24 protein-coding genes and 2 pseudogenes are annotated in these 25801 nt (G+C 72.4%); 13 read left to right on the forward strand and 13 right to left on the reverse strand.

Going from position 1 to position 25801, the window contains the following annotated elements; all coding sequences use genetic code 11:
- Positions 1-126 precede the first annotated feature (126 nt).
- Positions 127-3459: an ATP-binding protein gene (locus tag ENC19_RS27640; protein ID WP_164449987.1), complete on the forward strand. Its 3333-nt coding sequence runs from the start codon at positions 127-129 to the stop codon at positions 3457-3459.
- A gap of 73 nt (positions 3460-3532) precedes the next feature.
- Here the strand turns inward: ENC19_RS27640 and ENC19_RS27645 are convergent, their stop codons facing one another.
- The 3 genes from ENC19_RS27645 to ENC19_RS27655 all read right to left on the reverse strand — a co-directional run bounded on the left by ENC19_RS27645 (position 3533) and on the right by ENC19_RS27655 (position 6657).
- On the reverse strand, positions 3533-4390 hold the full coding sequence (locus tag ENC19_RS27645; protein ID WP_164449988.1) for an ABC transporter permease: 858 nt from the start codon (positions 4388-4390) through the stop codon (positions 3533-3535).
- Positions 4387-5403 carry an ATP-binding cassette domain-containing protein gene (locus tag ENC19_RS27650; protein WP_164449989.1) on the reverse strand — a complete coding sequence of 339 codons (1017 nt, stop codon included), beginning with the start codon at positions 5401-5403 and terminating at the stop codon, positions 4387-4389. The genes ENC19_RS27645 and ENC19_RS27650 overlap by 4 nt, the downstream gene beginning before the upstream one ends.
- 267 nt (positions 5404-5670) lie before the next feature.
- On the reverse strand, positions 5671-6657 hold the full coding sequence (locus ENC19_RS27655; RefSeq protein ID WP_164449990.1) for an aldo/keto reductase: 987 nt from the start codon (positions 6655-6657) through the stop codon (positions 5671-5673).
- 194 nt (positions 6658-6851) lie between these two features.
- Between ENC19_RS27655 and ENC19_RS27660 the strand changes: the two genes are divergently transcribed.
- The gene (locus ENC19_RS27660) at positions 6852-8984 is read left to right on the forward strand and encodes an NACHT domain-containing protein (protein WP_164449991.1); all 2133 of its coding nucleotides are present in this window, start codon (positions 6852-6854) and stop codon (positions 8982-8984) included.
- Positions 8960-10027: a hypothetical protein gene (locus ENC19_RS27665; protein ID WP_164449992.1), complete on the forward strand. Its 1068-nt coding sequence runs from the start codon at positions 8960-8962 to the stop codon at positions 10025-10027. Before ENC19_RS27660 ends, ENC19_RS27665 begins: the two co-directional genes overlap by 25 nt.
- Before the next feature lie 16 nt (positions 10028-10043).
- On the opposite strand, the gene ENC19_RS27670 is transcribed toward ENC19_RS27665, so the two are convergent.
- Together ENC19_RS27670 and ENC19_RS27675 are read right to left on the reverse strand one after the other, a co-directional pair.
- Positions 10044-10274, reverse strand: a complete 231-nt coding sequence (locus ENC19_RS27670; RefSeq protein WP_164449993.1) for a Rho termination factor N-terminal domain-containing protein — start codon at positions 10272-10274, stop codon at positions 10044-10046.
- Between the two features lie 236 nt (positions 10275-10510).
- Positions 10511-11431, reverse strand: coding sequence for a ParA family protein (locus ENC19_RS27675; RefSeq protein ID WP_164449994.1), 921 nt, complete (start codon positions 11429-11431; stop codon positions 10511-10513).
- A gap of 100 nt (positions 11432-11531) precedes the next feature.
- Here ENC19_RS27675 and ENC19_RS27680 point away from each other — a divergent pair, with 100 nt between their 5' ends.
- Together ENC19_RS27680 and ENC19_RS27685 are read left to right on the forward strand one after the other, a co-directional pair.
- Positions 11532-12035 (forward strand): ArsR/SmtB family transcription factor, encoded by a 504-nt coding sequence (locus ENC19_RS27680; protein ID WP_164449995.1) that lies wholly within the window; start codon positions 11532-11534, stop codon positions 12033-12035.
- A gap of 87 nt (positions 12036-12122) precedes the next feature.
- Positions 12123-13595, forward strand: a complete 1473-nt coding sequence (locus ENC19_RS27685; RefSeq protein ID WP_164449996.1) for a serine hydrolase domain-containing protein — start codon at positions 12123-12125, stop codon at positions 13593-13595.
- A gap of 11 nt (positions 13596-13606) precedes the next feature.
- On the opposite strand, the gene ENC19_RS27690 is transcribed toward ENC19_RS27685, so the two are convergent.
- Genes ENC19_RS27690 through ENC19_RS27700 form a run of 3 tightly spaced genes read right to left on the reverse strand, consistent with a single transcriptional unit; the run spans position 13607 to position 16019 of the window.
- Positions 13607-14308, reverse strand: a complete 702-nt coding sequence (locus ENC19_RS27690; protein ID WP_164449997.1) for a YqeB family protein — start codon at positions 14306-14308, stop codon at positions 13607-13609.
- Entirely contained in the window at positions 14305-15093 is a 789-nt protein-coding gene (locus ENC19_RS27695) for an ABC transporter permease (protein WP_164449998.1), read from the reverse strand. Before ENC19_RS27695 ends, ENC19_RS27690 begins: the two co-directional genes overlap by 4 nt.
- The gene (locus ENC19_RS27700; RefSeq protein ID WP_164449999.1) at positions 15090-16019 is read right to left on the reverse strand and encodes an ABC transporter ATP-binding protein; all 930 of its coding nucleotides are present in this window, start codon (positions 16017-16019) and stop codon (positions 15090-15092) included. Before ENC19_RS27700 ends, ENC19_RS27695 begins: the two co-directional genes overlap by 4 nt.
- A gap of 133 nt (positions 16020-16152) precedes the next feature.
- On the opposite strand from ENC19_RS27700, the gene ENC19_RS27705 reads away from it, so the two are divergent.
- From ENC19_RS27705 to ENC19_RS27715, 4 genes and pseudogenes are all read left to right on the forward strand, one after another.
- A complete protein-coding gene (locus ENC19_RS27705; RefSeq protein ID WP_164450000.1) occupies positions 16153-17397 on the forward strand; it encodes a sensor histidine kinase in 1245 nt (414 codons plus the stop codon).
- Positions 17373-17498, forward strand: a complete 126-nt coding sequence (locus ENC19_RS31150) for a hypothetical protein (RefSeq protein ID WP_268968104.1) — start codon at positions 17373-17375, stop codon at positions 17496-17498. The genes ENC19_RS27705 and ENC19_RS31150 overlap by 25 nt, the downstream gene beginning before the upstream one ends.
- A pseudogene (locus ENC19_RS27710) lies at positions 17483-18133 on the forward strand (response regulator transcription factor). The gene ENC19_RS31150 and the pseudogene ENC19_RS27710 overlap by 16 nt, the downstream one beginning before the upstream one ends.
- A 93-nt stretch (positions 18134-18226) precedes the next feature.
- The gene (locus ENC19_RS27715; RefSeq protein ID WP_235945172.1) at positions 18227-18895 is read left to right on the forward strand and encodes a hypothetical protein; all 669 of its coding nucleotides are present in this window, start codon (positions 18227-18229) and stop codon (positions 18893-18895) included.
- Here the strand turns inward: ENC19_RS27715 and ENC19_RS27720 are convergent.
- Positions 18850-19638 (reverse strand): D-Ala-D-Ala carboxypeptidase family metallohydrolase, encoded by a 789-nt coding sequence (locus tag ENC19_RS27720; protein ID WP_164450001.1) that lies wholly within the window; start codon positions 19636-19638, stop codon positions 18850-18852. The two genes, ENC19_RS27715 and ENC19_RS27720, sit on opposite strands and share 46 nt — an antisense overlap.
- Positions 19639-19938: 300 nt before the next feature.
- On the opposite strand from ENC19_RS27720, the gene ENC19_RS27725 reads away from it, so the two are divergent.
- Both ENC19_RS27725 and ENC19_RS27730 read left to right on the forward strand, forming a co-directional pair.
- Complete coding sequence (locus tag ENC19_RS27725; RefSeq protein ID WP_164450002.1) at positions 19939-20568, forward strand: DUF6642 family protein; 630 nt, start codon at positions 19939-19941, stop codon at positions 20566-20568.
- Positions 20569-20587: 19 nt separating this feature from the next.
- Positions 20588-21052: a PPOX class F420-dependent oxidoreductase gene (locus tag ENC19_RS27730; protein ID WP_164450003.1), complete on the forward strand. Its 465-nt coding sequence runs from the start codon at positions 20588-20590 to the stop codon at positions 21050-21052.
- Positions 21053-21096: 44 nt separating this feature from the next.
- Here the strand turns inward: ENC19_RS27730 and ENC19_RS29690 are convergent, their stop codons facing one another.
- The 4 genes from ENC19_RS29690 to ENC19_RS27745 all read right to left on the reverse strand — a co-directional run bounded on the left by ENC19_RS29690 (position 21097) and on the right by ENC19_RS27745 (position 24583).
- Entirely contained in the window at positions 21097-21822 is a 726-nt protein-coding gene (locus tag ENC19_RS29690; protein WP_208021039.1) for a M20/M25/M40 family metallo-hydrolase, read from the reverse strand.
- Complete coding sequence (locus tag ENC19_RS29695) at positions 21762-22457, reverse strand: PA domain-containing protein (protein ID WP_208021040.1); 696 nt, start codon at positions 22455-22457, stop codon at positions 21762-21764. Before ENC19_RS29695 ends, ENC19_RS29690 begins: the two co-directional genes overlap by 61 nt.
- 202 nt (positions 22458-22659) lie before the next feature.
- Positions 22660-23304, reverse strand: a complete 645-nt coding sequence (locus tag ENC19_RS27740) for an NAD(P)-dependent oxidoreductase (protein WP_164450004.1) — start codon at positions 23302-23304, stop codon at positions 22660-22662.
- A gap of 46 nt (positions 23305-23350) precedes the next feature.
- Positions 23351-24583 carry a serine hydrolase domain-containing protein gene (locus ENC19_RS27745; RefSeq protein ID WP_164450005.1) on the reverse strand — a complete coding sequence of 411 codons (1233 nt, stop codon included), beginning with the start codon at positions 24581-24583 and terminating at the stop codon, positions 23351-23353.
- Between the two features lie 73 nt (positions 24584-24656).
- Between ENC19_RS27745 and ENC19_RS27750 the strand changes: the two genes are divergently transcribed.
- Positions 24657-25253 carry a pentapeptide repeat-containing protein gene (locus ENC19_RS27750; protein ID WP_164450006.1) on the forward strand — a complete coding sequence of 199 codons (597 nt, stop codon included), beginning with the start codon at positions 24657-24659 and terminating at the stop codon, positions 25251-25253.
- A 93-nt stretch (positions 25254-25346) separates the two neighbouring features.
- Positions 25347-25784 (forward strand): annotated as a pseudogene (locus ENC19_RS27755) (nitroreductase family deazaflavin-dependent oxidoreductase).
- The last annotated feature ends 17 nt before the right edge of the window (positions 25785-25801 follow it).

Consider the following 25801-nt stretch of genomic DNA (forward strand, 5'->3'; position numbering starts at 1 on the left):
CCCCGCCGGCGCACCTGTCGCTGGCTCGCCGGACCGGGGCCGGCCGCCTGCGCCCACGTCATCACCGACGCGCGCTGAACCCGCGACGGCACGCGGTGTCGGTCCGGTCGGCTACCGTCGGTTGCCATGAGCGGGCGGGCGGGCGGATTCATGATCGGGCGGGATCATCCGGCCGGTCTGTTGCGGGCCGAGGTCGACCGCGCCACCGCCAGCCACGGCGGGCTGGTCCTGGTCGCCGGGGAGCCCGGCATCGGCAAGACCACCCTGGTGACCGCCGCCGCTGACGAGGCCCGTCGACAGGGTGCGCTGGTGCTCGGTGGCGCCTGCTGGGACTCGGCCAGCGCACCCGGCTACTGGCCGTGGACACAGGTGTTGCGCCGGCTGCGCCGGTCGCCGGAGGACTGGGCGGTGGCCCGGGAATCGGCCGAGCCGGCGCTCGCCCTGCTGCTCGGCGAGGCGAGTCCTCTGGTGTCGGCCACCGTGCACGGTGAGGGCAGCGTCCTGACGTCGGTCCGCGGCGAGGGCGACGCGGCGGAGCAGGAGGCGTTCGCGCTCTACGACGCGGTCACCACCGCACTGGTCGCCGTCTCGCAGCGCCGGCCGGTCGTGGTGATCCTCGACGACCTGCATTGGGCCGACCCGGCGTCGATGCGACTGCTGCGGTTCGCCGCCCAGCACACCTGGTTCGAGCGGCTGCTGCTCGTCGGCACCTACCGTGACGCCGAGGTGGAGGCCGCCGACCACCCGCTGCGGCCGCTGCTGATGTCCCTGGTGGCCAAGGCCACCTCGATCAGCCTCGCCGGCCTGACCCGGGACGAGGTCGGCGAGCTGATGACGCGTACCGCCGGTCGGACACCCGATGCGCACTGCGTCGACGACGTGCACCGGCGCACCGGCGGCAACCCCTTCTTCGTGGAGCAGACCGCCCGGCTCTGGCACGCCGACGGCACGCTGGCCACCATCCCTCCCGGCGTACGGGAGGTGGTGCGGCGGCGACTGGATCATCTGCCCGCCATGGTGACCGACGCGCTCACCGTCGCCGCCGTGCTGGGCCGGGAGTTCCACGGCGAGGTCCTCGCGGCCGGTGTCGGCCTGCCCCCGCCCCGGGTCGGTGAGTTGCTGGAGGTCGCGGTCACCGCGCGACTGCTGCTCGGTCTGGGCGACGACCGCTACGCCTTCGTGCACGACCTGGTCCGCGAGACGCTCTACGACGCGCTGACCGAGGACGACCGCAGAGCGCGGCACGCCGCCGTGGTGCGGGCCGTCGAGGAGCACGACACGCTGGACCGGCTGCTGATCCCCGCCGACGTGGCCCGCCACGCGTGGCTGGCCGGCGCACATCTGGACGAGTTCCGCGTCACCGAGCTGCTGCTCGACGCCGCGCGGGACGCCAGGTGCCGACTGGCGCTCGACGAGTCCACCCTGCACCTGCGGCGGGCCTTGGAAGTGGTGCGGGACGAACTCCAACAGTTCAAGATCGTGACAACGTTGACCGACCAGCTCTTCCACTGCGGTGCCCGGGAGGAGGCGCGCCAACTGCTCAGCGAGGCCGCCGCGTTGGCCCTCACGGTCGACGACCCGGCGGTGCTGGCCCGCTTCGCACTCAACGTACGTCGCCACTGGCAACTCGATCCCGTAGCCGGCATCGACGGCGAGGCACTGCTGCGCGAGGCGTACCGGCGGCTCATCGGTGAGCCCGACGACAGCGTCGGACCGGCCGTCCTGGAAGCCGACCTGATGACCGCCACCGAGACGCTCGCCCGGTCGGCGCGGGACGACGAGGCGCTGACCTTCAGCCTGTGGGTGCGACACGACTCCACCTGGGGGTTGGGCACCGCCGCCGATCGGGCCGCCCTCACCGGCGAGATCCGCGACGTCGCGCGGCGCAACGGCGACCGGGAGACCGAGCTGTGGTCGACCTCGCTGCGCTGGGTCGCGCTGCTGGAACTCGGTGACCCGGACTACCTCGACGAACTCACCGCCTTCGTCACCGGTGGACGACAGACCGGCAAGCCCCGGCACCAGATGGCGGCGGCCATCGACGGCGGCCTCATCGCCGCCTTCCGCGGCGACTTCGCCGGTGCGCAGGCCTGCTACGCCGAACTCGGTGAGTTGGACGAGTGGGAGCACTCCGACCACGCCTTCCTCGGGCACCATCTGCGCTGGGCGTTGCTGCTGTTGCGGGGCCGACTCGACGATGCCGACGCGTTGCTCGACGGGCTCGCCAAGACTGATCATCCGCAGCTCGGCCTGCTGCGGGCGATCACCGCCGCCGAACGCGGTGACCACCGCACGGCGGCCGACCTCGTCGCGGAACTCGAAGCCGCGGGTACCCGCTTCGCCGGGTCGATCTCGCCGATGTGGTTGCGGTTGTGCGCCCAGGCCACGGTCGCCGATCCGAGCCGCTGCGCCGAGGTGCGTCAGGCGCTGTTGCCGTACCGGGGCCAGTGGCTCGTCTCGCTGTACGGGTGCGACCTCAGCGGTCCGGTGGATCACTGGCTCGCCGTGGTCGACGCCGCCGAGGGGCGTTGGGACGACGCCGTCGCCGGTTTCTCCGCTGCCCGCGCCGCCGCCGACCGGATGGGTTCCCGGCCGTGGTCGCTGATCGCCCGGACCGCGCTCGCCGACGCCCTGACCGCCCGGGGTGGCCCGGGTGACGCCACGAGCGCCGCCGCCCTGCGCGTCGATGCCGAGCGCGACGCCGGCAAACTCGACATGCCGCAGATCCTGGCCCGACTCGCCGCCGTCGCACCGACCCTGCCGGCCACCCGGGCGCCCGAGGCGCCGGAGCGGCCCGCCGAGGCGGGCCCGGTGCTCGGCTCGGCCACGGTCGCAGCCGGGTGGGCGTCGGACGAGTCGGCCGTGGGCTCGGTGCCAGCCGGTACGGCCGGCAACGGTGGTGCGGTGGGCCCGGCGTACGAGTTCCGGCGCGACGGGGCCGTCTGGCGGCTCACCTTCGACGGCAGCACGGTTCATCTACCCGACGCCAAGGGGCTGCACGACCTGCGCCTGCTGCTCGGCCGTCCCGGCGTCGACGTGCCCGCCGTCGAGATGCTCGACCCGGCCGCCGGGCCGGAACTCGTCGCCGCCCGCCGGATGGGCGGCGATCAGGTGCTCGACGACGAAGCAAAGAGCCGCTACCGGCGCCACCTGGCACGGCTCGACGACGAGATCGACCTGGCGGCCGGGCGCGGCGACGAGGACAGGGTGGCGGCGCTGGAGGCCGAGCGGCAGGCCCTCATCGACCAGTTGCGGGCCGCCGCCGGGCTGGCCGGCCGGACCCGTCGGCTCGGTGACGAGGCGGAACGGGCCCGCAAGACGGTAACCGCCCGCATTCGCGACACGCTCCGCCGCCTCGACCAGCGCCACCCACCCCTCGCCACCCACCTACGCGCCACGATCTCCACCGGCGCCGCCTGCCGCTACCTCCCACCCACCCCCCACCCCTGGCACCTCTGACCAGGAGCGATCTTGGTCCGAAAGCGCCCTCCGAGGGGCACCTCCGGACCAAGATCCAGGGCTGCGGACCAGGTCAGCGGCGGTTGTAGCGATGCATGGTCAGGGGTCCGAAGACGAGGATGAAGGCGGCGCTCCAGAGGGCGATCCACATCATCGCCGAGGCGTCGGTGGTGCCGGCCATGGCCGCGCGTACCGACGAGACCAGATGTGTGATCGGGTTGGCCTTGACGAACGCCTGGAGCCAGCCGGGCATCGTGGACGGGTCGACGAAGACGTTGCTCAGGAAGGTCAGCGGGAACAGCACCATCATGCTGACCCCCATCACCGACTTCTCGCTGCGCAGGATCAGCCCGAAGAACGTCCACACCCAGGAGAACGCGAAGGAGAAGACCACCAGCAGGCCGATCCCGGCGAGGACGCCGACCACGCCACCGTCAGGGCGGAAGCCGAGCACCAGCCCGACGGTGAGGATCACCAGGGCGGCGAGGACGTAGCGCAGCACGTCGCCGACGATCATGCCGACCAGCGCGGCGGGCCGCCAGACCGGTAGCGTCCGGAACCGGTCGAAGACGCCCTTCTCGATGTCGGTGTTCAACCCGACCCCGGTGTACATGGTGATCATCACGACGCTCGTCACCATGATGCCCGGCAGGAAGAACTGCAGGTAGTCACGAGGACTGTCGGCGAGCGCGCCACCGAACAGGTACGTGAACATCAGCACCATGATGATCGGGAACGCGGTCACGTCGAACAGCTGCTCCGGCACGTGCTTGATCTTCAGCAGGGCCCGCCAGCTGAAGGTCAGCGACGCCGACAGCGGGCTCGGCCGTGGCGGTCGGGCACCCGGCGCGAGGACCGTCGCCAGCGCCTCGGAGGAGGGTACGAAGACCGTCGGCGCCCGGCCGGTCGAGGTGGCGGTGTCGCTGCTCATCGGGCTGCCTCCAGCTCGTCGTCCCGCTCGTCGGTGGCTGGCACGGCGGGATGGTCGGTCAGGGCCAGGAAGACCTCGTCCAGGCTGGGCTGACCGAGGGAGAAGTCGTCGACCACGATCCCGGCCCGGGACAACTCGCCCAGGGCCCGGGCGGCCTGTGCGCTGGCGTCCAGTTCGCTGCCGTCGCCACCCACCCGGGCGGTGATCGCCACCGGGTCGGCCTCCAACTGCACCGGTACGCTCAGCGTCGCCTGCAACACCCGCTCGGCCTCGGGCCGCTGGTCGGCGTTGCGCAGCCGCAGGTGGACCGTGCCGGAGCCGACCGACGACTTCAACTCGCCCGGGGTGCCCTCCGCGATCACCCGGCCGTGGTCGACCACCGCGATCCGGCTGGCCAGCTTGTCGGCCTCGTCCAGGTACTGCGTGGTCAGCAGCACGGTCGTGCCGTGCGCGACCACCGCCCGGACGATCTCCCACACCTGGTTGCGGCTGCGCGGATCCAGCCCGGTCGTCGGCTCGTCGAGGAACAGCAGGTCGGGGGTGTTGAGGATGCTCGCCGCGATGTCGATGCGTCGCCGCATGCCGCCCGAGTACTTCTTCACCTGCCGTCCGGCCGCCTCGGTCAACCCGAACGCGGCCAGCAGTTGCTCCGCCCGTTGCCGGGCGGCGGACTTGGGCAGCCCGAGCAACCGGCCGAGCAGGATGAGGTTCTCCGTGCCGGTCAGGTCCTCGTCCACCGAGGCGTACTGACCGGTCAGGCTGACCCGGGCGCGTACCGCGTCGGCCTCAGCCACCACGTCGTGACCGAACACCCGGGCCTGCCCGCCGTCCGGACGAAGCAGGGTGGCCAGCACGCGTACCGCGGTGGTCTTGCCGGCCCCGTTCGGCCCGAGCAGCCCGTACACGGCACCCGCCGGAACCTGCAGGTCGATGCCGGCGAGCGCGCGGGTCTCGCCGAACGACCGGGTCAGACCCTCGGCCTCGATGGCGAGGCCGGTGGTGCGTCTACTCATGATTGCGAAGTGTCCTTCCGTTCGTCACGTCTGCGAGCCGGGCCGCCGCGACCCGGCGACCCACCACACCCCACGGGTACGACAGAATGCTCCCTCCCGTGGCCGCCCGCCAGCTACAACGACGCTGGCCGACGGGAGTGGTCGGCTCACCGCACAGGCGCGAGACGGCGGACAGCCGCCGCTAGATCGGATCTAGCGGCGGCTGTCCCGACACCACCTGTCGGCGGTGCTCCGGGCCGTGGCCGGCCCGACGCGCTGCCGGCCCCGTCACCAGGCCGTGTCGAGCCGGTGCCGCTGCTCGGGTGTCAGCGCCAGGTCCACGGCGGCGAGACTCTCGTCCAACTGCGCCACCGAGGAGACCCCCACCAGCGGGATGGTGGGGATGTCGCCGTCGATCAGCCAGGCCAGCACCACCTGGTTGGCCGTCGCGCCGGTCTGCTGGGCCACCTCGCGCAGCGCGGCCAGCCGCACCGGCGCGCTCGGCAGGTCGTACTCCGGCCCCAGCGGCTTGTCCGAACGGACGTAGGCACCCCACAGCAGTGAGCCGTACGACACCAGGGTCAGGCCGGGTTCGGCGCGCAGGTAGCTGGTCAGCTCGCCGCCGACCGCGCCCACGTTGCCGTCGACGTCGAGGTCGCTCGGCCCGTCGAGTCGGGCCGGCAGGTAGCTGCGGTGGTACTGGAGCACCTCGTACCCGGGCAGGCCGGCCGCGGCGGCCAGCGCGCGGGCCCGCTCCACCCGCCAGGTGCGGTGGTTGCTCGCGCCGAGCAGCCCCACGGTGCCCTCGGCGACCAGCTCGGCGAACCCCTCCACGGTCTCCCGCAACGGCACCCGGTGATCCTCGATGTGGGCGTAGAGCAGGTCCAGCCGGTCCATGCCGAGGCGTTCCCGGCTCCGTTCGGCGGACTCCCGGATCACCTTGGCCGACAGCCCTTCCGGGTTGTCGAGGTAGCTGGTGCCGGGGGCGAGCGGCCGGGCGCCGAGTTTCGTGGCGACGACGACCTCGTCGCCGATGCCCCGGCTGCGCCGCCACCGGCCGAGCAGTTCCTCGCTCTCGCCGCCCTGCCCGCCGGTCATCCAGAACGCGTAGTTGTCCGACGTGTCGATGAAGGTGCCGCCGGCCTCGACGTACCTGTCGAGGATCGCGTAGGAGGTGGCCTCGTCGGTCTTCGTGCCGAACAGCATCGCCCCGAGGCTGAGCACGCTGACCTCGCGTCGGGTACGCGGGTCGCTGCCGATCGTGCGGTACCGCATGGAAACTCCTCTCGTGCGCCCGAACCTGTGGACGCGGCACCAGCCTGCGTCTTCGAGCGCACTCGAGGTCAACCCCTTGACCCTGTCCGCTCGTCCGAAGATCCATCGACGCTGACACCTGAGCCCGGTGCGCCCGGACAGCGCCACCCATACGGTGTGTTCCTGTCCGACGTCACACAGTGGAGGATTCGCCAGTGCCGCAGCTACCGGACCTGCCTTTCGGTGTGGACTACCGGGCAGTCGGGGTCTTCCTGTTGGCGGTGCTCGTCGCAGTGATCCAGCAGTTCTTCGCCGACTGGATCAAAGCCCAGCTGGCCCGGCTGTGGGGACTCGTCGCCGGCCGACGGCGCGGCATCCGGGCGGACGAGTGGCGCCGCTACCGCGCCTGGGTCGCCCGCACCTACAACCGGATGGAACTCGGCTTCGTGCGGGATGTCTCGGTCACGCTCGACGAGGTGTACGTGCCGCTGGAGTACGAGCAGGACGGCAGGCGCGTCGACGTCTACCGCGACGTGCAGGATCGGCGGCGCACGGTGATCCTCGGTGCGGCGGGAGCGGGTAAGTCGATGCTGCTGCGGCACTCGATGGTGCGCTGGGCGGCGGCGCCCGAACGGTTCGAGCGCGTACCGGTGCTTGTGGAGCTCGCCCGGTCCAACCGGGACGGCCGCACGATCCGGCAGCTCATCACGGAGGCGCTCGGCCGGCTCGACGACGAACCGGATGGTCGCCGCCGGCACCGGCGCGCCCGTCCGCTCGTCGCCGACGCGGCGCAGGTCGTCGAGGTGGCGTTGGCCAGTGGCCGGCTCTGCGTGTTCCTCGACGGGCTGGACGAGGTGGTCACCGAGCGGCGCGGTGCCGTCGCCGAGGAGATCAAGGAGTTCGCCGAGCGCCACTCGACGACGCAGATCGTGGTCACCTGCCGCGACGCGGTCTACGACGGTGACCTGCGGCCGGTCTTCGACCGGGAGATCCGGGTGGCCGGCTTCGACGACGCCGGGATCCGGCACTTCCTGCGGCTCTGGTTCACCCGGCGGGACGCCGGGGGTGCCGAGCACCACGCACCGGGGCGGGAACGCGACGAGGCGTCGGCCGACTCCCGGCACGTCGTGGAGCAACTCCTGGCGGAACTGCGATCCAGCCCGACGGTGATGCGGCTGGCCCGCAGCCCGCTGATGCTCACGATGATCACCACCTTGTACGAGGCGGACGCCGGTGCCGGGCCGATGTTGACCAACTCGCGGGCGGAGTTCTACCAGCAGGCCGTCGAGCACCTGCTGCGCCGGGACCGGGATCTCGGCCGGCACCGCAACCTGGCCCGATACCAGGCCGGCCACAAGCTCATGGCGCTGCGGGCGATCGCGCTGGCCGCCCAGGGCGGCCGGTCCCAGGGCACCGACCGCCGGGTGATTGGCGAGGCGGAGGTGTACGCCGAGCTCGCCCGCATCCTGCCCCGGTTCCGGCTGGCCGAGGAGCACCTGCCGCGCATGGTCGACGAGATCGTGGAGCGCAGCGGGCTGTTGATCCGCATCGACGACAACAACCTGCTCTACGAGTTCGCCCACCTGACCCTGCAGGAATACCTGGCGGCGGTGGAACTCGCGGACGACCCCGACCGGTTGCTCGGGCTCTACCGGGAGAACCCGAGCCGGTGGCGGGAGACGGTGAAACTATGGTGCGCCGGCGCCAATCGCGACGCCTCCGGGGTGGTCCGGCAGATCTTCGGCGGTGACGGCCGGGACCGGCTGCTCGCCCTGGAGTGCGTCGCCGAGGCCCGACAGCTCGACGAGAATCTTGCCTCGACCATCGTGGACAGTCACGTTCGGCTGCTCGGTACGCCGGCCGCCGACAAGCATCTGGTGCTGGCGGCGCTCGGTGCGGTGGCCGGTAATTCGGGGCCGTTCGGTCAGCGACTGTTCGACAGCCTGGCGCGGCAGGCGCGCTCCGGCGGCTCGGTGGCCGAGGACGCGGTGGTGGCCCTCGCGGAGTCCCGTCGCCGCGAGGCTATCGAGCTGCTCAGTGAGATGGCGGTGCGGGTGCCGGCGGCCCGTGCCGCCTTGCGGGCCACCGGTGAGCTGGCCATCCCGACCCTCGCCGCCCGGGCCGGCGCCGGCTCGGTGGCGGCCGTCGACGACCTGGCTGCCATCGGCACCCCGCCGCCGCGGTCGCCCTGGCGGAACAGTTGTGGGCCAGGAACCGGCAGGTTGCCCTACGCGCGGCGTGGCGGCTGGCCACCCTGGTCGACGCGCCGGACGTCGAGAACGAACTGCGCACCTTCGACCCCACGGCGGCGGAGGCGGCGTCCGTGGCCGCCGGGGCGGCGCGGCTGACCGACCGGCGGTCGGGACGGGTGCCGGGCGCGGAGTGGTACGACTGGCTGTGGGCACCCTTCGAGCCGGGCACCCCGATGGCCCGGACGATGGGTCGCCTCGGCTGGCTGATCCTGGAGTCGACCGACGACGCCCCGAGTGATCTCGGCACCGTCGACGTGCGTCTCGCGATCGGCCTCGTCGCGTGGGCCGGCGCGTTCGGCACCGGCAAGGTGCCGAACGAACTGACCGAGGACCTGACTCGCAAGGCGCACGGCTTCGGCCACAAGCGGTTGCTCTCCGGTGCCTTCGGCGCGTACGAGATCCGCGACATGCTCGACGTGGTGGCCCGGCGGGAGCCCGAGGTCGCGCGCGGGATCGCGGTGCGGGCGCTGACGGCTCGGGTGTCCGGCTGGCGGGCCGCGTTGGCGAGCCGGCTGCCCATGCCGGTGCTCACCGAGTTGGCCAGTCGACTGTGGAGCAGCACCAGCCTCGACGCCGACCTGCGGGACTGGCGGACGCTCAACGAACGGCCGGAGAAGCCGACGGTGCTGGTCTTCCTGCGCAACGTCGCCGGCACGCTCGGTGCGCTGGCCGGCGTGACCCTGATCGGCATCGCGATCACCCGCTCGTTCGGCACGCTGATCGACTGGTGGGCGTGGGGGCCGGTGGAGATCGCGTCGCTCGTGGTGGGGTGCACGCTCCTGGCGGTCATCTGCTTCGTGGTCGCCCTGCTGATGCCGGCCGACCACGACCTGCTGTGGGTACCCGCGGTCTTCCTGTTGATGAGCGGGGTCGGGGTGGTGGGCGCGGGAGCGCCGGTCGCGTTCGCGACCGTGGCCGGCTGGCTGGGCGTCGTCTCCACTGCCGTGCTGAGTGCGGCGCTGGTGGCCGCGATCGTCGTGCTGGTGCGCTGGACCAGCCATCGGGAGCGGGCGTTGCGCAACCCGTACCGGGCCCTGCTCGACCGGGTGCCGACGGCCCGCAACCACCAGACCGTCATCGGTCGCCAGGCCACCGGCGGCAGTGCCCGGGTGCGGCCGACGGTGCGTACCGGCGGCTGACAGGTGCCGCGCCGGATCAGCGTTGGCGTAGCGCGGTGGAGGTGAGGCGGTAGCCGATGGTGTGCTCGACCAACCGCTCGACCAGGTCCGCCTTGCGCAGCCCGCCGACGCCGCGCAACCCCAACTCCGCGGCCAGTTCCCGCAGGTCGCGCAGCGGCCAGGGGGAGAGGTACGCGGTACCGTCGGCGCGGCTGCTCATCGTCGCCAGCCGGTCGACGGCGACGGTCAGATCCTCCCGACCGCTCATGTCGGCCCTCCGCTTCGCTGCGGGCCGCCATGAGGCACCAACGCGCCGAGTTGATGATTCGCTCGCTGCCGCTCGCTCATGTCGGCCCTTCGCTTCGCTGCGGGCCGCCATGAGGCACCAACGCGCCGAGTTGATGATTCGCTCGCTGCCGCTCGCTCATGTCGGCCCTTCGCTTCGCTGCGGGCCGCCATGAGGCACCAACGCGCCGAGTTGATGATTCGCTCGCTGCCGCTCGCTCATGTCGGCTGGAGGTGGTCGAGGAACTCGGTGGCGAGGCGGCGCAGCTCGTCGCGTACGGCGGGCACCGTGACGCGGTCGCGCAGCACCACCGGCACGCCGCGCGGGGTGTTCGTCGCGTAGAGCGTGACGTTCTCCCGCAGCGCGGTGGGGAAGACCGGCAGACCCAGGTTGCGGACCTGGTCCATGTAGGTCTGGTGGGTGGCGATGGGTTGCTGGGACAGCAACTGGACCATCGTGAAGACCACGCCGGCCACGCCGGGAGCGACCTTCTGGTGCCGGCGTACGGTGGCGAACCGGCGCGCGTCGGCGTTGTACTGCTCGACCAGTTCCCGCACGTTGCCGTGCAGGTAGTCGATGCCCAGGGTGGACAGGTAGTCGGCGCGGGCCGGGATGACCAGGTGGTCGCTGGCGATGATGGCCGACTGGGTGACCACGTTGAAGTTCGGCGGGCAGTCGATGAGCACCATGTCGTACGGGTCGAGCCCGTCGGCGAGCAGTCCTTCGGCGAGTGACCCGCGGACCCGGAACAGTTCGGCGTCGTACTCCTCGCCACCGGCGACGCTGCGGGCCAGGGCCAGGTCGATGTCCACGAGTTGCAGATGCGACGCGATCAGGTCGAGCCGGCCGGCGCCGCTGAGCCGGGAGTTCGCCGGGCCGGGCGACACCACAAGTTCACTGAGCGTGACCGACGGGCTGCCCTCGCGCAGGCCGTCGTACCAGCGTTTCACCGTCCGGGTGTCGCGTAGCCGCTCCCGCCAGTCGTCCGGGTCGTAGAAGCCGAAGGTCAGGCTGGCCTGTGGGTCGAGGTCGATGAGCAGCACCTTCATCCCCCGGTTGGCCAGTTCGGCACCGAGGTTGGCGGTCACCGTGGTCTTGCCGACCCCGCCCTTGTAGTTGATCACGGACACGACGTACATCGACGTACCTCCCCAAGACGACTGACGGTAGCGGGCCGTCCGGCGAAAAGTCGATCATCCTCGGCTTGCACGTAAGTACGTAAGTTCGTACTATCGAACTATGGCGGAGGTGGAGGAACGGTTGGCGGCGCTGGAGGCGCAGGTCGCCGAGCTGATCGAGCGGCTCGGCGGCGGCGATGGTCCGGCTCCGCTGCCGGAGGGGGTCTTCTGGGCGCTCGACGGGCTCAAGCAGCGACTGCCCGCCGACGGTGCCGGCGCCGTGCTCTACACCGGCACGGTCCGGGTCGGCGGGCAGCACTACGACTGGCAGTACGGGCGGGGCGTCGAGGACCTGCTGGCCGACGACTGGGCCGACCTGCCGGTCGTCCTGTCGGCGCTGGCCCACCCGGTACGCCTGCGGCTGCTGCGGGAGATCCTCGGCGGCCGGCAGGGCACCGCCGAGCTGGCCGGGATCGAGGACCTGGGCACAACCGGCCAGCTGCACCATCACCTGCGCCAGCTCACCGGCGCCGGCTGGCTGCGCAGCGCCGGCCGGGGCCGGTACGCCATCCCCGCCGAGCGGGTGGTGCCGCTGTTGGCCATCCTCACCGCCGCCGGTCGCTGAGCACACCCACCAACCGTCGCGCCAGGAGGCCACCGTGGCCGGCACGACCGGCCCGCGTCGATCCGGCAGGAACGGAAGGAGCACGTGATGCGCAAGACCTCCGTCATCGCCCTGGTCGCCGGCATGGTCGCCGGTCTGGCCGGGCTCGGCCTCATGCCCCGGCAACCTCGGCTGACCGCACAGACGACCGGCGACGCCGACCTGGCCGCCGCCGCCCGGGCGGCCGTGGCCGACCCCGCCGGCTACCGTGGCCTCGCCGTCGCCCTGGTCGACGGAGGGCGGATCCGCACCGCCGGCCTCGGTGACCGCGACGGCGCCGGCAACCCGGTCCGGCCGGACACCCCGTTCGAGATCGGATCGGTGCCCAAGGTGCTCACCGGCATGCTGCTGGCCCATCAGATCAACGCCGGGGCGGTACGCCCCGACGACACCCTCGGCGCGACCTGGCCGGCGATCACCGGTGCCGCCCGGGACGTGACCCTGGCCGAGCTGGCCAGCCACCGCGCCGGGTTGCCCCGGATCGTGCTCAGCTCGGTCACCGACTGGGCTCGCACGATCTGGGCCAACTACGCGGCCGGCAACCCGTACGCCGGGCAGGACGTCGACCGGGTCCGCGCCGCCGCGAACGACCAGACACCCGGCGACGGCCGGGGCGAGGTCCACTACTCGAATCTCGGCATGGCGCTGCTCGGCCAGGCTCTCGCGGCCGACGCCGGCACCGGCTACCCCGAGCTGCTCGACCGGGAACTGTTGACCCCGCTGGGCATGACCGCGACCATCCAGGTCACCAACTCGGAAGCGTTGCCCGCCGATCGGGCCGAGGGTGCCCGGGGCAGTGGCCGCACCCCGGACCCGTGGATCGGCACCGGATACGCCGCCGCCGGTCTCGGCTACTGGTCCACCGTGGAGGATCTCGCGCGACTCGTCGCGGCCACCGCCGCCGGTACCGCGCCCGGCGCCGAGGCCCGCGATCCGCGCTTCGACGACACCGACGGCACCCGCATCGGGTACGGCTGGCTCACCACCCGCTACGGCGACCGGGAGATCACCTGGCACAACGGCGCCACCGGCGGCTTCCACTCGTACGTCGGCTTCGACCGGGCCACCGGCCGGGGCGTGGTGGTGCTCGGCAACACCGACATGGGCGTCGAGCCCATCGGGCTGCGGCTGCTCGGGGTGCCCCGCGATTCGGCCGGTACCGCCACACCGGGACACCCCACCTGGATAGGGGTCGGGATCGCGCTGCTGTTCACCTTCATCGGTGGCCTGTCGCTGCTCGGCACCGCGCTGCGTGGCGCACCGGACCGGCTGAGCGTGCTGTCGGGCGCCGTCTGGGCGGTTGTCTACCCGGCCCTGGGCCACCAGCTCGGCGACTGGTCGGCCGTGCCCGGCTGGCTCTGGCCGCTCGGGCTCGCGGCCTCCGGCGCCGGGCTGGCCCTGGCCGGGTACCGCTGGCGACGCCTGCCGGTCAACACCGCACCCCGGCGGTGGTCGCGGGTGGCGGCGACGACCGGCTCACTGGCCGTCGCCGCGACACTGACCGCCGCCCTGCTCTCCTGACCGCCAGCGGGTCAGGCCGGCGGCCGGGCGGCCCGGGTCAGCCGGAAGTGCTGCTGCTTGCCGTCGTCGCGGACCACCACGCCGTAGCGGGACAGTTCGGCGCGCAGCTCCCCGGCCTCGCCGCCCCGGTCGTGCTTCAACGCCTCCTGCCGCGCCCGCAGCAGCGCATCCGCGCCCGCCGGCAGGCCGGGCAGATCGGGCACCCAGAGCCGGTACGCCGCGCGGTGCGGATCCGCCTCCGCCCACGGCCAACCGTGCTCCCGGAAGGCTTCGGCCAGCTCCCTCGCCGGCAGGTCGACCGACTGCCGGGCCAGCTCGGCGTCGTCCGCGTCGAGCAGCACCAGGTGCTTGCCGTCCAGGTGGACAACCCGGGTGTCGCGCCGGTCGATCTCCCGTTCGGAGCTGCCCTCCCGCAGCCGGACCTCGGCACCGGACACGGTCACCCGTACCCGCTCGGCGGTGCCGATGGCGGCGATCACCAGCCCGACCAGGATCCCGACACCCACCCCAACGGGTAATGCGTACCGGTCGGGCAGGCCGTCGAGCGCTCGGAACAGGCCCTGCACCGGAGCCCAGGGCAGGTCGGCCACCCAACCGGACCCGGCCACCAGCAACCCACCCAGCGCTCCGCCGACCAGCGGGATCCCGCCCCAGAGCACGACCAGCTCGGTGATGCCACCACTGACCACGGTCGGTGTTCCGTACGCCCTCACGTCACCTCCCGCCGCAGGGTCCGGACCAGCCCGGCGACCAGCGGCACGACCAGCCACACCAGCAGCGACACCGCGAGCCTTCGCCATTGTCCAGCGGTCACCTCGGCGGTGAACAGCGGCTCCATGGTCAGGTTCGTGTCCAGCCAACCGGCGACGCGGTGCAGCGGCCGGACCAGCTCGCCCAGCACCGACCACACGATCGGCAGCACCAGGTAGACCACGATGGCCAGCGGACTGTGCAGCAGCAGCAGACCGAAGCCGGCCCCGATCAGCGCGGTGGCCACCTGGAACACGGCGGCGTGCACGAGCAGCATCCGGTCGAACTGCCAGCTTCCCGCGCCGCCGGTCGCCGACGAGACCAGCGTGCCGACGGCGGCCACCGCGAGACTGGTCAGCACCGACGCCAGCGCGGCCAGCACCACCGCGACGAGCTTCGCCGCGATCACCCGTTCCCGCCGGGGCACCAGCGCGAAGGTGGTCAAGGCGGTGCGCTGGGACCACTCACTGGTGATCGACAGGATGCCCAGCACCGGCAGCAGGAAGCCCACCGGCACCAGCGACGGCGTGAAGAAGTTGGCGAAGGTCTGCTCGTCGTCCGGCGCGTACACCAGTTGCAGGGTGACGATGACGGCGCTGACCAGGCCGATGGTGATCAGCAGCCAGCGACCTGCTCGGGTGTCGACGAGTTTGCGCAGCTCCACGGCGGTCAGCCGGGCCAGCGACGGCCGCTGCTCGGCCCGGCGGTGTGCCGGAGCGGCCTCGGGCGTGGTGGTGACGGTGGTCATCGGACGACCTCCCCGGTCGGTTCGACGGTGGTGGTGGCGGGCACGACCGGGTCGGGCGCGGTGGCGGTCAGGGTGAGGAACAATTGCTCCAGGCCGCCGCCGGCCGGACGTAGCTCGGTGAGGGCCACCCCGGCGGCCAGGGCGACCTGCCCGACCGCCTCGGTGTCGGCACCGACCAGCAGCCCTTCGGAGCCCTCGCTTACCGTCAGGCCGGCCCGGTGCAACGCGGCGCGCAACGCCGCGTCCTCGCGGGCCCGTACCACCGCGCCGTCGCCGGCGAGCAACTCGTCCTTGCCGCCCTGGGCCACGATCCGGCCGCCCCCGATAACCACCAGCCGGTCCGCGACCGCCTCCACCTCGCGCAACAGGTGGGAGGAGAGCAGCACGGTGCCGCCCCGGTCGGCGAAGTCGCGCAGCAGGCCGCGCATCCAGAAGATCCCTTCCGGGTCCAGGCCGTTCGCCGGCTCGTCGAGGATCAGCACCCGGGGGTCACCCAGCAGCGCGTGCGCCAGGCCGAGCCGCTGACGCATGCCCAGCGAGTACGCCCGCACCCGCCGCCGGGCCGCTGTCGGGCCCAGCCCCACCCGGTCGAGCAGCTCGCCGACCAGGCGCCGGTCGACGCCCATCGTCGCCGCCGCCACGGCCAGTGCCTCCCGGCCGGTCCGCCCGGCGTGCTGGGCGGAGGCGTCCAGCAGCACCCCGACCGTACGGCCCGGGTTGGGCAGCTGCCGGTACGGCCGTCCGTCGACGGTGGCGGTGCCGGCGGTCGGCGGGGTGAGCCCGCAGATCATGCGCATGGTGGTGGACTTGCCGGCCCCGTTGGGGCCCAGGAACCCGGTGACCGTGCCCGGTTCGCAGTGGAACGACACGTCCTCGACGGCGGTGTGCCGCCCGTACCGTTTGGTGAGCTGATGTACGGCGATCATGGCTGCCAGCGTGTCCGAGCCGGCCGGCCATCCGCAGCGGCCATCGGTCTGCCCCGCGCAGACCAAGGTCGATGCCGAGGTCGCGACTTTGGTAGCTGGTCCGGTGCCCGACCGGCTGCCTACCATTGCGCCTGTGACCAGCGCCGTCGTACTCGATCACCCGGGTCTGCTGCCCGGGGCGCTGGACCCTGGGGCGGGCCGCCGGTCACGGCGCACCCCCCGTGACTGGCTTGTCGACAGCCTCGCCTTCCTGGTCTCCCTGGCCTGGGTGGTGCTGGCCACCTTCGACGCCGCCTCCCCGAACCCGACCTTCGCCGACCGGCTGCCTTACGACTGGATGATCGCGGCCGACGCCCTCTTCGGCCAGCTCTGCACGGCGGCGCTCTGGCTGCGGCGTCGCTGGCCGGTGGGGGTGGCCCTGGCGACGCTGCCGTTGGCGATGTTCTCCGTCGCCTCCAGCATCGCCCTGTTGATCATCTACTTCACGGTGGTGGTGCACCGTCGGACGGCGGTCGCCCTGGCCGTCACCGGAGCCGGGCTCGTCACCAGCTTCTTCTTCGCCCTGCTGCGTCCCGATCCCGTCAGCGGGTACTGGATATCCACCCTCTGGGGCGTGGTGATCACCCTGCTGGTGCTGGCCTGGGGCATGTTCGTGCGGGCGCGCCGGCAACTTGTGCTGTCGCTGCGCGAGCGCGCCGAGCGGGCCGAGGCCGAGCAGCAGCTGCGCGTCACCCAGGCGCGGCAGTTGGAGCGGACCCGCATCGCCCGGGAGATGCACGACGTGCTCGCCCACCGGATCTCGCTGCTCAGCCTGCACGCCGGGGCGCTGGAGTTCCGCCCCGACGCGCCCGCCCCGGAGGTGGCCCGGGCGGCCGGGGTGATCCGGGACAGCGCGCACGCCGCCCTCCAGGATCTGCGCGAGGTGATCGGCGTGCTGCGCGCCGAGACCTCGCTGCCCGACGACCCGGAACGGCCCCAGCCGACCCTCGACGACCTACCGGCCCTGATCGCCGAGTCCCGGGCGGCCGGAACCCGCGTCGACCTGCGGGAGCAGGTGTCCGCGCCGGACCGGCTACCGGTGGCCGTGGGACGCAGCGTCTACCGCATCGTGCAGGAGGGGCTCACCAACGCCCGCAAGCACGCCCACGGCGCCGCCGTCACCGTCGGCCTCGACGGGGGGCCCGGTGACGGGCTGCGGGTGGAGATCCGTAACCGCAGGCCGGTGGGTGAGCTGCCCGGGACGGCCATCCCCGGCACCGGCACCGGTCTGGTCGGCATCGCCGAGCGGGTCAGTCTCGCCGGTGGGCGGATGGAGCACGGCTGCGACGAGCGGGGCGACTTCCGGTTGGCCGCGTGGCTGCCGTGGCCGGCGACGTGACCGGCCCGGTGCCGGCCGCCGCCGAGGGCGGTGGCGCGGCGTCGGCGGAGGCAGCCGCCGACGCCCCGCTGCCGGCGGCGAGCAGTTGGTGCGGGTCCTGATCGTGGACGATGACGCGCTGGTACGCGCCGGTCTGTCGATGATCCTCGGCGGTACGCCGGACCTGAAGGTGGTCGGCGAGGCGGCCGACGGCAGCGAGGTCGTCCAGGCCGCCGCCGCGTGCCGGCCGGACGTGGTGCTGATGGACATCCGGATGCCCCGGCTGGACGGGCTGGCCGCCACCGAGGCGCTGCGCGGGCTGCCCCGGCCGCCGGAGGTGCTCGTGCTGACCACGTTCGACGCCGACGAGCACGTGCTGCGGGCGCTGGCGCCGGGGCCGGCGGCTTCCTGCTGAAGGACACTCCGCCGGTGGAGATCGTGCGGGCGGTGCGCCGGGTGGCGGCCGGCGAGGCGACGCTGTCGCCGACGGTCACCGGACCCTCATCGAACACGTCACGGCCGGACCGGCGGCCGACCCACGGCGGACCGGGCCGCGCGCCTGATCGGGGGCCTGACCGAGCGGGAACGCGCCGTCGCCGTGGCGCTCGGTCGGGGGCGCACCAACGCCGAGATCGCCGCCGAGCTGTTCATGAGCGTGGCCACCGTCAAGGCGTACGTCTCCCGGCTGCTGACCCGGCTCGGACTCAACAACCGGGTGCAGGTGGCCCTGCTCGTCCACGACGCCGGGCTGGTCTGAAAACCGGTTTGAACCATCCCGTCGCGGTGGCCGTACCACTGCTCGAGGTGCGGTGCTCAAGCGCACCGCTACCGGAGCTGCGGGAGGTCTGCCGTGCGAGTTGATGAGCAGTCGACGGATCCCATCGATCAGATTCTGGGCGAGTTGCCGGTCCCGACGCCGTTGACCCCCGAGGACGTCCGGCTGGCCGTCCGGGCGGTGGTCGTGCACGCGGCCGAGGAGTGGCCGTCCGGGGCGCTGTGCCGCAACGACGGTGCCCGGTTCCCCTGCCGGCTGCATCGTTGGGGTCGGACGGTACTGCTGAACCACGGGCTCAACGAGCGACAGCTCGACGCCCTGATCCGGCACGGCAATCCGTTCGTGCACGTGCCGTTCCCATTTCTGATCAATGGGCCGTCGGCGGGACGTACGCCCGCCGCGCGTCCGGCGGGCACTGACCGCGCCGCCGGTTACCCGCCGCGGGCCGCCGGTCATCCGGCACGACCCGACCGCGCCCCCGGGTACCCGGCGCGTGGCCCGGCGCCCCGGGTGGCCGCCCCGGTTGGGCGTACCGGTGTGCGGGCGCCCGGCTCCGGCCGGCCGGTGGCACCCCGCCACCGCGCCGCGCTGGCCGCGGGCGAGCTGAGCGGGCTCGCCCGCCGGCGGTACGACGCCGGCCCGGAGCGCGCGGTCATTCCCCTCCCGCGCCCGGGCCGGCGTCGCGATGCACCGTGCGATCAGCGGTTCCCGGCCGGGATTCCGCAGCTGGGTGCCGCCCAGTAGGTGTTGTTCGCGCTGCGGTCCTGGTTGTTCTCCCGCCGCGAGTCCACGTGGACGTGGCTGTTGTGGCCGGACACGCCGGGCCCGATGATGCCGCTGAAACCGTGGTTGCGCGCCTGTCGGGCGATCTGGCACAGCGACCTGTCCCGGGAGATGAGGTCGGCGGCGTTGCCGTAGAGGTGCTGGCTGTCCGACGCCCCACCCACCCGGTTGTTGCAGGTGCGGCTGCGGAACCCGCTGGTCACGATCAGCGGTTGGTCACCGAGGCTCTTGCGCAGCGCCTCCAGCTTCCACATGGTGCGCAGCGCGTTCTGCCGGGTCTGCCCGGTGCTCAGCGGGCCACCGTCCCACCCGCTGCCGCCGCAGCCGTCGTCCATCTCGGTGTAGGCGAAGTGCCGGGGCGTGCAGTTGTTGTCCTGGAGCTGGTACAGCTTCCGGTAGGTCTGTGGCCCGGCGACCCCGTCGACCTTGAGGCCGTACGCGGACTGGAAGCGGCGAACCGCGGCGGCGGTCTTCGGGCCGAACCGGCCGTCGAGTTCCACGACGTTGTTGTTGCCGGCCCAGCCGGCTATCCGTAGTTGCAGCTCGCGCACGTCGCTGCCGGAACGCCCCTGATAGAGGTTGCGGTTCCAGGTGTAGCAGCCGTCGGCATGGGCCGCTGGCGCGGCGACCACCGAGGCGATCGCGGCGCCCGGCAAGGCCAGGGCGAGGGCGACGACTGCCCGTTTCAAGGTGTGTACGCGCACAGAAGTCCTCCCGATAGGAGAGTGAATGGGATGCATCCGGGACTTCGACCAGGCTGTCCCGTGGATCCACCCTCGCACCGGAGCAGCCGATTGGAGGGGATAAACGAGAATTGTCCTCGCAATTCGCCTTACCTGGGCATTGCCTGTGAATTAGGCCCGTTTTGGAAACCGGCATTCGGTGGTGAGCAGCCGTAGAGCAGCCATTTCGGTGCGGAAGGTCGCAGCCGGTGCCACGGAGGGTGATGTTCACCGGGTCAACCGGCCCGGTAACGTCAGCGCCGGTGACGACGGGAGGTGGGCGTGGCGCGTGGTGGCATCTTCTGTGTCGAGGGCCAGTGGCACCGTGACCTCAACGAGCGCGGATCCGTGCTGCCCACCCTGGAACTGCTCGAACGGCTGGGCAAGGTCCGCTTCATCCACAAGGACGCGGCCACCCGGGACGAGCTGTTCTACTTCATCGACCGCTGGCTGCTGAAGCAGTACGCCGACCACCGGCTCGGCTTCTTCGCCATGCACGGCGAACCGAACCGGTTGTGTCTCACCGACTGGCATTCGGTGGAACTCACCGAGGTGGCCGAGCTGATGGCCGGACGCTGCGAGGGACGACGCCTCTACTTCGGCAGTTGTTCGGTGCTACGTGCTCCCGAACCGGTGCTGCGGGACTTCCTCGCCGTCACCGGCGCCGCCTTGATCTGCGGCTTCACCCGCGAGGTGGACTGGGTCGAGTCGGCGGCGTTCGAGACCGTGCTGCTCGACGTGCTCGCCAACGGCCGCCGCCACAACGCCGCCGAGCTGCGGATGGGCTCGGCGCACTGGGCGCCGCTCGCGTCGTACCTGGGTTTCCGGATCATCTACGCCAACGGCCGGGCCTGGCGACCGTCGCTGCGCCCGCGCGTACCCAGCCAGCCGTCCGTCGGTCAGCACGCCTGAGTGCTGGTAGAAACGAGCGATGGCACGCATGATCGCGCGTAACACCCGGGTCGACCGGGACGCACTGCTCGAGTTCCTCCGCCCCCGGCACCGGGTGGTGCTGCTGACCACCCGCGCCGACGGCCGCCCACAGTCCTCGCCGGTCTCGGCCGGGCTGGACGCGCAGGGCCGGCTGGTTATCTCCACCTATCCGGAACGCGCGAAGGTCGCCAACATCCGCCGCGACCCCCGGGTGTCGGCCTGTGTGCTCTCCGACGACTGGAACGGTCCGTGGGTGCAGGTCGACGGCACCGCCGAGGTGCTCGACCTGCCCGAGGCCCTCGAACCGCTTGTGGAGTACTTCCGCAGTATCTCCGGCGAGCATCCGGACTGGGACGAATACCGGGAGGCGATGCGGCGGCAGGGCAAGTCGCTGATCAGGATCACCGTCACCGGCTGGGGCCCTGTGGCGACCGGAGGCTTTCCCGCTCGACTGGCCGAGTGAGCCCCGCGACGGGGCGCGGCGCAGGTGCCGCGCCCCGCCGGGGTTCAGCACCGAGCCGTCGCGTACGCGGCGCAGCCGATCAGTTCCATCGACACCTGGAGCCGTTCCAGGCTGATGTTCTTGGCGATGGTGTCCTCGGGGCTGTGGTACGGCGGTTCGAGCAGCGCCGGTGACTCCTCGCCGCGCCAGGAGAAGTTCGCGCTGGCGATACCGACCTCCTGGAACGACTGGTGGTCGCTGGCGCCGCGTTGGGTGACCGGCGAGATCCGTGGTTCGTAGCCGAGCCGCCGGGCGGCGGCCGCGACCTCGTCGGTGGCCCGGTTGCTCTCGCCGGTGAACGACAACAGCCAGTACCGGGTCGCCGGGTCCCAGCTGGTGGCGACCATGTCGTTCTGGTAGACGGCGAGGATCCGGTCCCGCTCGGGCTGCGGCAGCTGGGCCACGTAGTAGCGGGAGCCGATCAACCCCTGCTCCTCCGAGCCCCACAGGGCGAAGCGCACCGTGGCGTTCGTCGGCACCGCCCTCAACACCCGGGCCAGTTCCAGGCAGAGCACGGTGCCCGAGCCGTCGTCGTTGGCGCCCGGCGCGCCGATGACCGAGTCGTAGTGGGCGCTGACCATGACCACCGGCCCATCGCGGCCCGCCCGACCGCGCCGCTCGGCCAGCACGTTGTGCGAGGTCAGTCCCCGGTGGGCGGTGGTGACGATGGTCAGGGTGAGCGGCCCGGCGGCCAGCAGCGCGCGCAGCCGGTGCTTCTGCGCCTGGGCCACCCCGACCACCGGAATCGGCAGCGGCGTGGCGGCGGAGCCGGGCAGCGTGGGGAGAACGCCGACGCGCGACGCGGCTCCACCAGGTCGGCCGGCAGGAAGACCACGGCTGCCGCACCGGCCGCCACGGCGGTGGCCGCGAGCTGCTCGCGCTGGGCCGCGACGTAGTCCACGAGCACGATCCGGCCGCTGACGTCGGCCGGGTAGTCGCCGGGCGCACCCGCGCCGACGTCGACCACGGGTGCGGAGACCCGGGTGTCCAGCGCGGCCTGTCCGCTCGCGCCGGCCTGCCAGTTCAGGTCCCGGGGCAGCCCGGACGGTGAGCTGAGCTGGGCGAGGAACTTGTCGGCGACCGGGAAGGGTTGCAGCGTGGTGTCGTAACGCAGGCGGTCGAGCTGGCCGGCGATGTAGTGCGCCGCCCGGCGCTCCGAGTCGGTGCCCCCGATGCGCGGGCCGATGTCCTCGGAGAGCACCTTCAGGTGGTGCAGGGCACGCTTCGCCGACAGCTGGGCGACGACGATCCGGTCGGACGGGGTGAGGGTCGGGGGGCGGTGCGCTCCCGGACGCCGGTCGGCGACCGCCCAGGCGGGGGCGGGCAGCGCCACGGCGGCGGCACCGCCGAGCGCGACGGTCAACATCCGTCGCCGGTCGAACGAGGCTGATCCGGTGGAGCGGGACGATTCGTGCGGGGATGTCACGGTGTCGTCGTGCGAGGCCAAGACGGCGCCCTCCTGATTCGAGGTCCGACCCGCGCGTCAGGGGTGTGACGTCCGGGTCACAGAGACTCGAATCTATCCGGCGGGTCGCCGTCACTCAAGATCAGATTTGCCGCGATCGTGCTCAGTACGCGGCGGTGAACCGCATGTTCCGGAAGCGGCCGTTCTCGATCTCGTCGACCACCGCGACCGCCAGGTCCTCGTAGCTGAGCACACTGCGGCCCTGCGCGTCGGTCACCGGCTGGTCCGTGCCGGTGCGGTACCGGCCGGTGCGCTCGCCCGGGTGGAACTCCAGCGGTGGTGGGCAGACGTACGTCCAGGTCACCCCGTCGGCCGAGGAGCGGTAGACGTCGAGGGCCGCCGCCTGGCCCAGCGCGGCGTCGCGGTACTCGTCGGGGAAGTCCGGGTCGTCCAGCAGCGGCGTGCCGGCCGGGCCGAGCAGGGTGGCACCGCCGCCGACGTGGATGACCCGGGGCGCCGCCGGCATCCCGCGCAACGCGTCGAGCACGGTTCGCGCCGCGTCGGGCCACAGCGTACGGTCACCGCCGCCGATCGCCACGACCAACGCGTCCGCCTCCGGTGCCAGCTCCCGCACGCTGCGGACACTTGTCGCGTCCCCGGTGACGACCCGAACCCCGGCCGGCAGGTACGGCGCGTCCGCCTCGGGACGGCGCACCGCGGCCACCACCCGGTGCCCCCGGTCGAACGCCTCCCGGACGATCCGCGAACCGGCGGTGCCACCCGCGCCGAACACGACGATGTTGACCACGCCTCCCAGGCTAGGGATTCGGTCGGGTGGGCGTCGGCGGAACGGCTCAGTCGACGAGTGCCGAGTAGACCAGCTGGCGCAGCTGCGGGCGGAGCGGCCAGGTGCTCGACGGCATCAGCTGGGTGAAGAACATGGCGGTGATCTCCTCGACCGGGTCGACCCAGAACGCGGTGCTGGCCACGCCGCCCCAGTAGTACTCGCCGACGCTGCTCGGCACCCGGCTCGGCACCGGGTCGTCGACGACCGCGAAGCCGAGCCCGAACCCGACGCCGTCGAGGTTGGTCTCGGCGAACCCGCCGGTGGACAGGGTGCCCAGGTCCTGGCCGCCGGGCAGGTGGTTGCGAGTCATGAAGCGCACCGTCCGGGGACCGAGCAGCCGCGTGCCGTCCAGCTCGCCGCCGCGCAGCAGCAGTTGGGTGAAGCGGTGGTAGTCGGCGGCCGACGAGATCAGCCCACCCCCGCCGGAGAGCAGCACCGGCTTCTCGTACGCCAGCGCGCCGAGCGCGTCGTGCCGCACCGCGCGACCGGACGCCGGATCCGGCACGTACAGCGCGGCCAACCGCTCGGCGTCGGTGCCGTCGACGTGCCAGCGGGTGTCGGCCATGCCCAGCGGACGCAGGATCCGCTCGGTCAGGAAGGTGTCCAGGCTCTGCCCGGAGACCACCTCGATCAGCCGGCCGAGCACGTCGGTGGCGACCGAGTAGCCCCAGGCGGTGCCGGGCTGGAACAGCAGCGGCAGCTCACCGAAGACCCTGCAGGCCTCGGCCAGGTCGACCTCGGCCGGCGGGTAGAGGTCGTAGCCGGCGGCCCGGTACAGCCCGTCGACCACCGACGTCTGCATGAAGCCGTAGGTCAACCCGGCGGTGTGGGTGAGCAGGTGCCAGATCCGGATCGGTTCGATTGCCGGCACCGTGTACGGCTTGAGGGTCGAACCCTTCGAGTAGACCCGCATGTCGGCGAACTCGGGCAGCCAGCGGCCGACCTCGTCGGTCAGCTCGAAGCGACCCTCCTCCCAGAGCATCATCGCCGCGACCGAGGTGATCGGCTTGGTCATCGAGTAGATCCGCCAGAGGGTGTCCGGCTCCACCGGCGCGCCCGCCTCGCGGTCCCGCAGCCCGTACGTCGAACTGTGCGCGATCTCGCCGCGTCGGGTGACCACCGCCTGCCAGCCGGCGAGCCGCCCGGCGTCGACGTAGCCGGCGAAATGTTCGTCGATGCGGGCCAGCCGCGCCGGGTCGAATCCGACCTGTCCCGCCTCGATGCTGGTTGTGATGCTCACCCCAGGGAACCTACCGGCCGGTACGCGAGGCGCGGAAGCTCTGTTGTCGGGGTCACTGGCTAGCCTGCTGGTCATGCCGGAGCCGACCGAGGACGTCACCTTCCACGACGAGGACTGGTACGCCGAGGACCTGGCCGACCGGCACTTCGTCAACTGCACCTTCCACCGGGTGGATCTCACCGAGGCGACCAGCCAGGGCGCGGTCTTCGAGGGCTGCACCTTCGGCGACGTGGCCTTCAACGTCTCCCGGCACGTCGACTCGGCCTTCACCCGGTGCGTCTTCACCCGGTGCAACCTGTTCGAGGCGGAGTTCACCGGCTGCAAGCTGCTGGGCGCCACCTTCGACCGCTGCGACCTGCGGCCGTTGACCGTGGCCGGAGGCGACTGGTCGTTTCTCACCCTGGCCGGCGGCGACCTGCGCGGCGCGCGGTTCACCGGCGTACGGATGCGCGAGACCGACCTGTCCGGCGCCGACCTGTCCGGCGCGGTGCTGACCGGGTGCGACCTGTCCGACGTGCAGTGGCGCGGGGCGCGGCTGACCGGTGCGGATCTGCGCGGCAGCGACCTGGCCGGGCTGGACCCGGCCTCGGTGCACCGCAAGGGAGCGGTCATCGACCTGATGCAGGCGGCGACCCTCGCCCGGGCCCTCGGGTTCGACATCCGCGGCTGACGCCCGTCAGGAGGAGCGGGCAGCACTGGCGGGTGCACCGGGGGACTCGGCAGTAGCCTGGTCTGCGACCGTCCACACGACCGGGAGGACCGCATGACCACGGGCGAACGGGTACTGGACAGCCCCACGAACGGGGTGGCCGAGCACATCAACAGCTACGTCGAGACCGGCGGTGCCGACGGGCACGAGTGGCGACCAGGCGTCTTCACGCTGCTGTTGACCACTCGTGGGCGGCGCAGTGGCGCGTTGCGGCGTACCGCCTTGATCTACGGCCGGTCCGGCGACGCGTACGCGGTGGTCGCCTCCCAGGGTGGGGCACCGCAGCACCCGGCCTGGTATCTCAACCTGCTGGCCGAGCCGCAGGTCGAGGTGCAGGTCGGTGCCGACCGGTTCACCGCCCGGGCGCGCACGGCCACGCCCGAGGAGAAGGCGCGGCTGTAGCCGGTGATGACCGCCATCTGGCCGGCCTACGACGACTACCAGACGAAGACCGACCGGGACATCCCGGTGGTGCTGCTCGAACGGGCCTGACGAGACGACCGGGGAGG

This window comes from Verrucosispora sioxanthis (genome assembly GCF_010560025.1).
Taxonomy (GTDB): Bacteria; Actinomycetota; Actinomycetes; order Mycobacteriales; family Micromonosporaceae; genus Micromonospora; species Micromonospora palythoicola.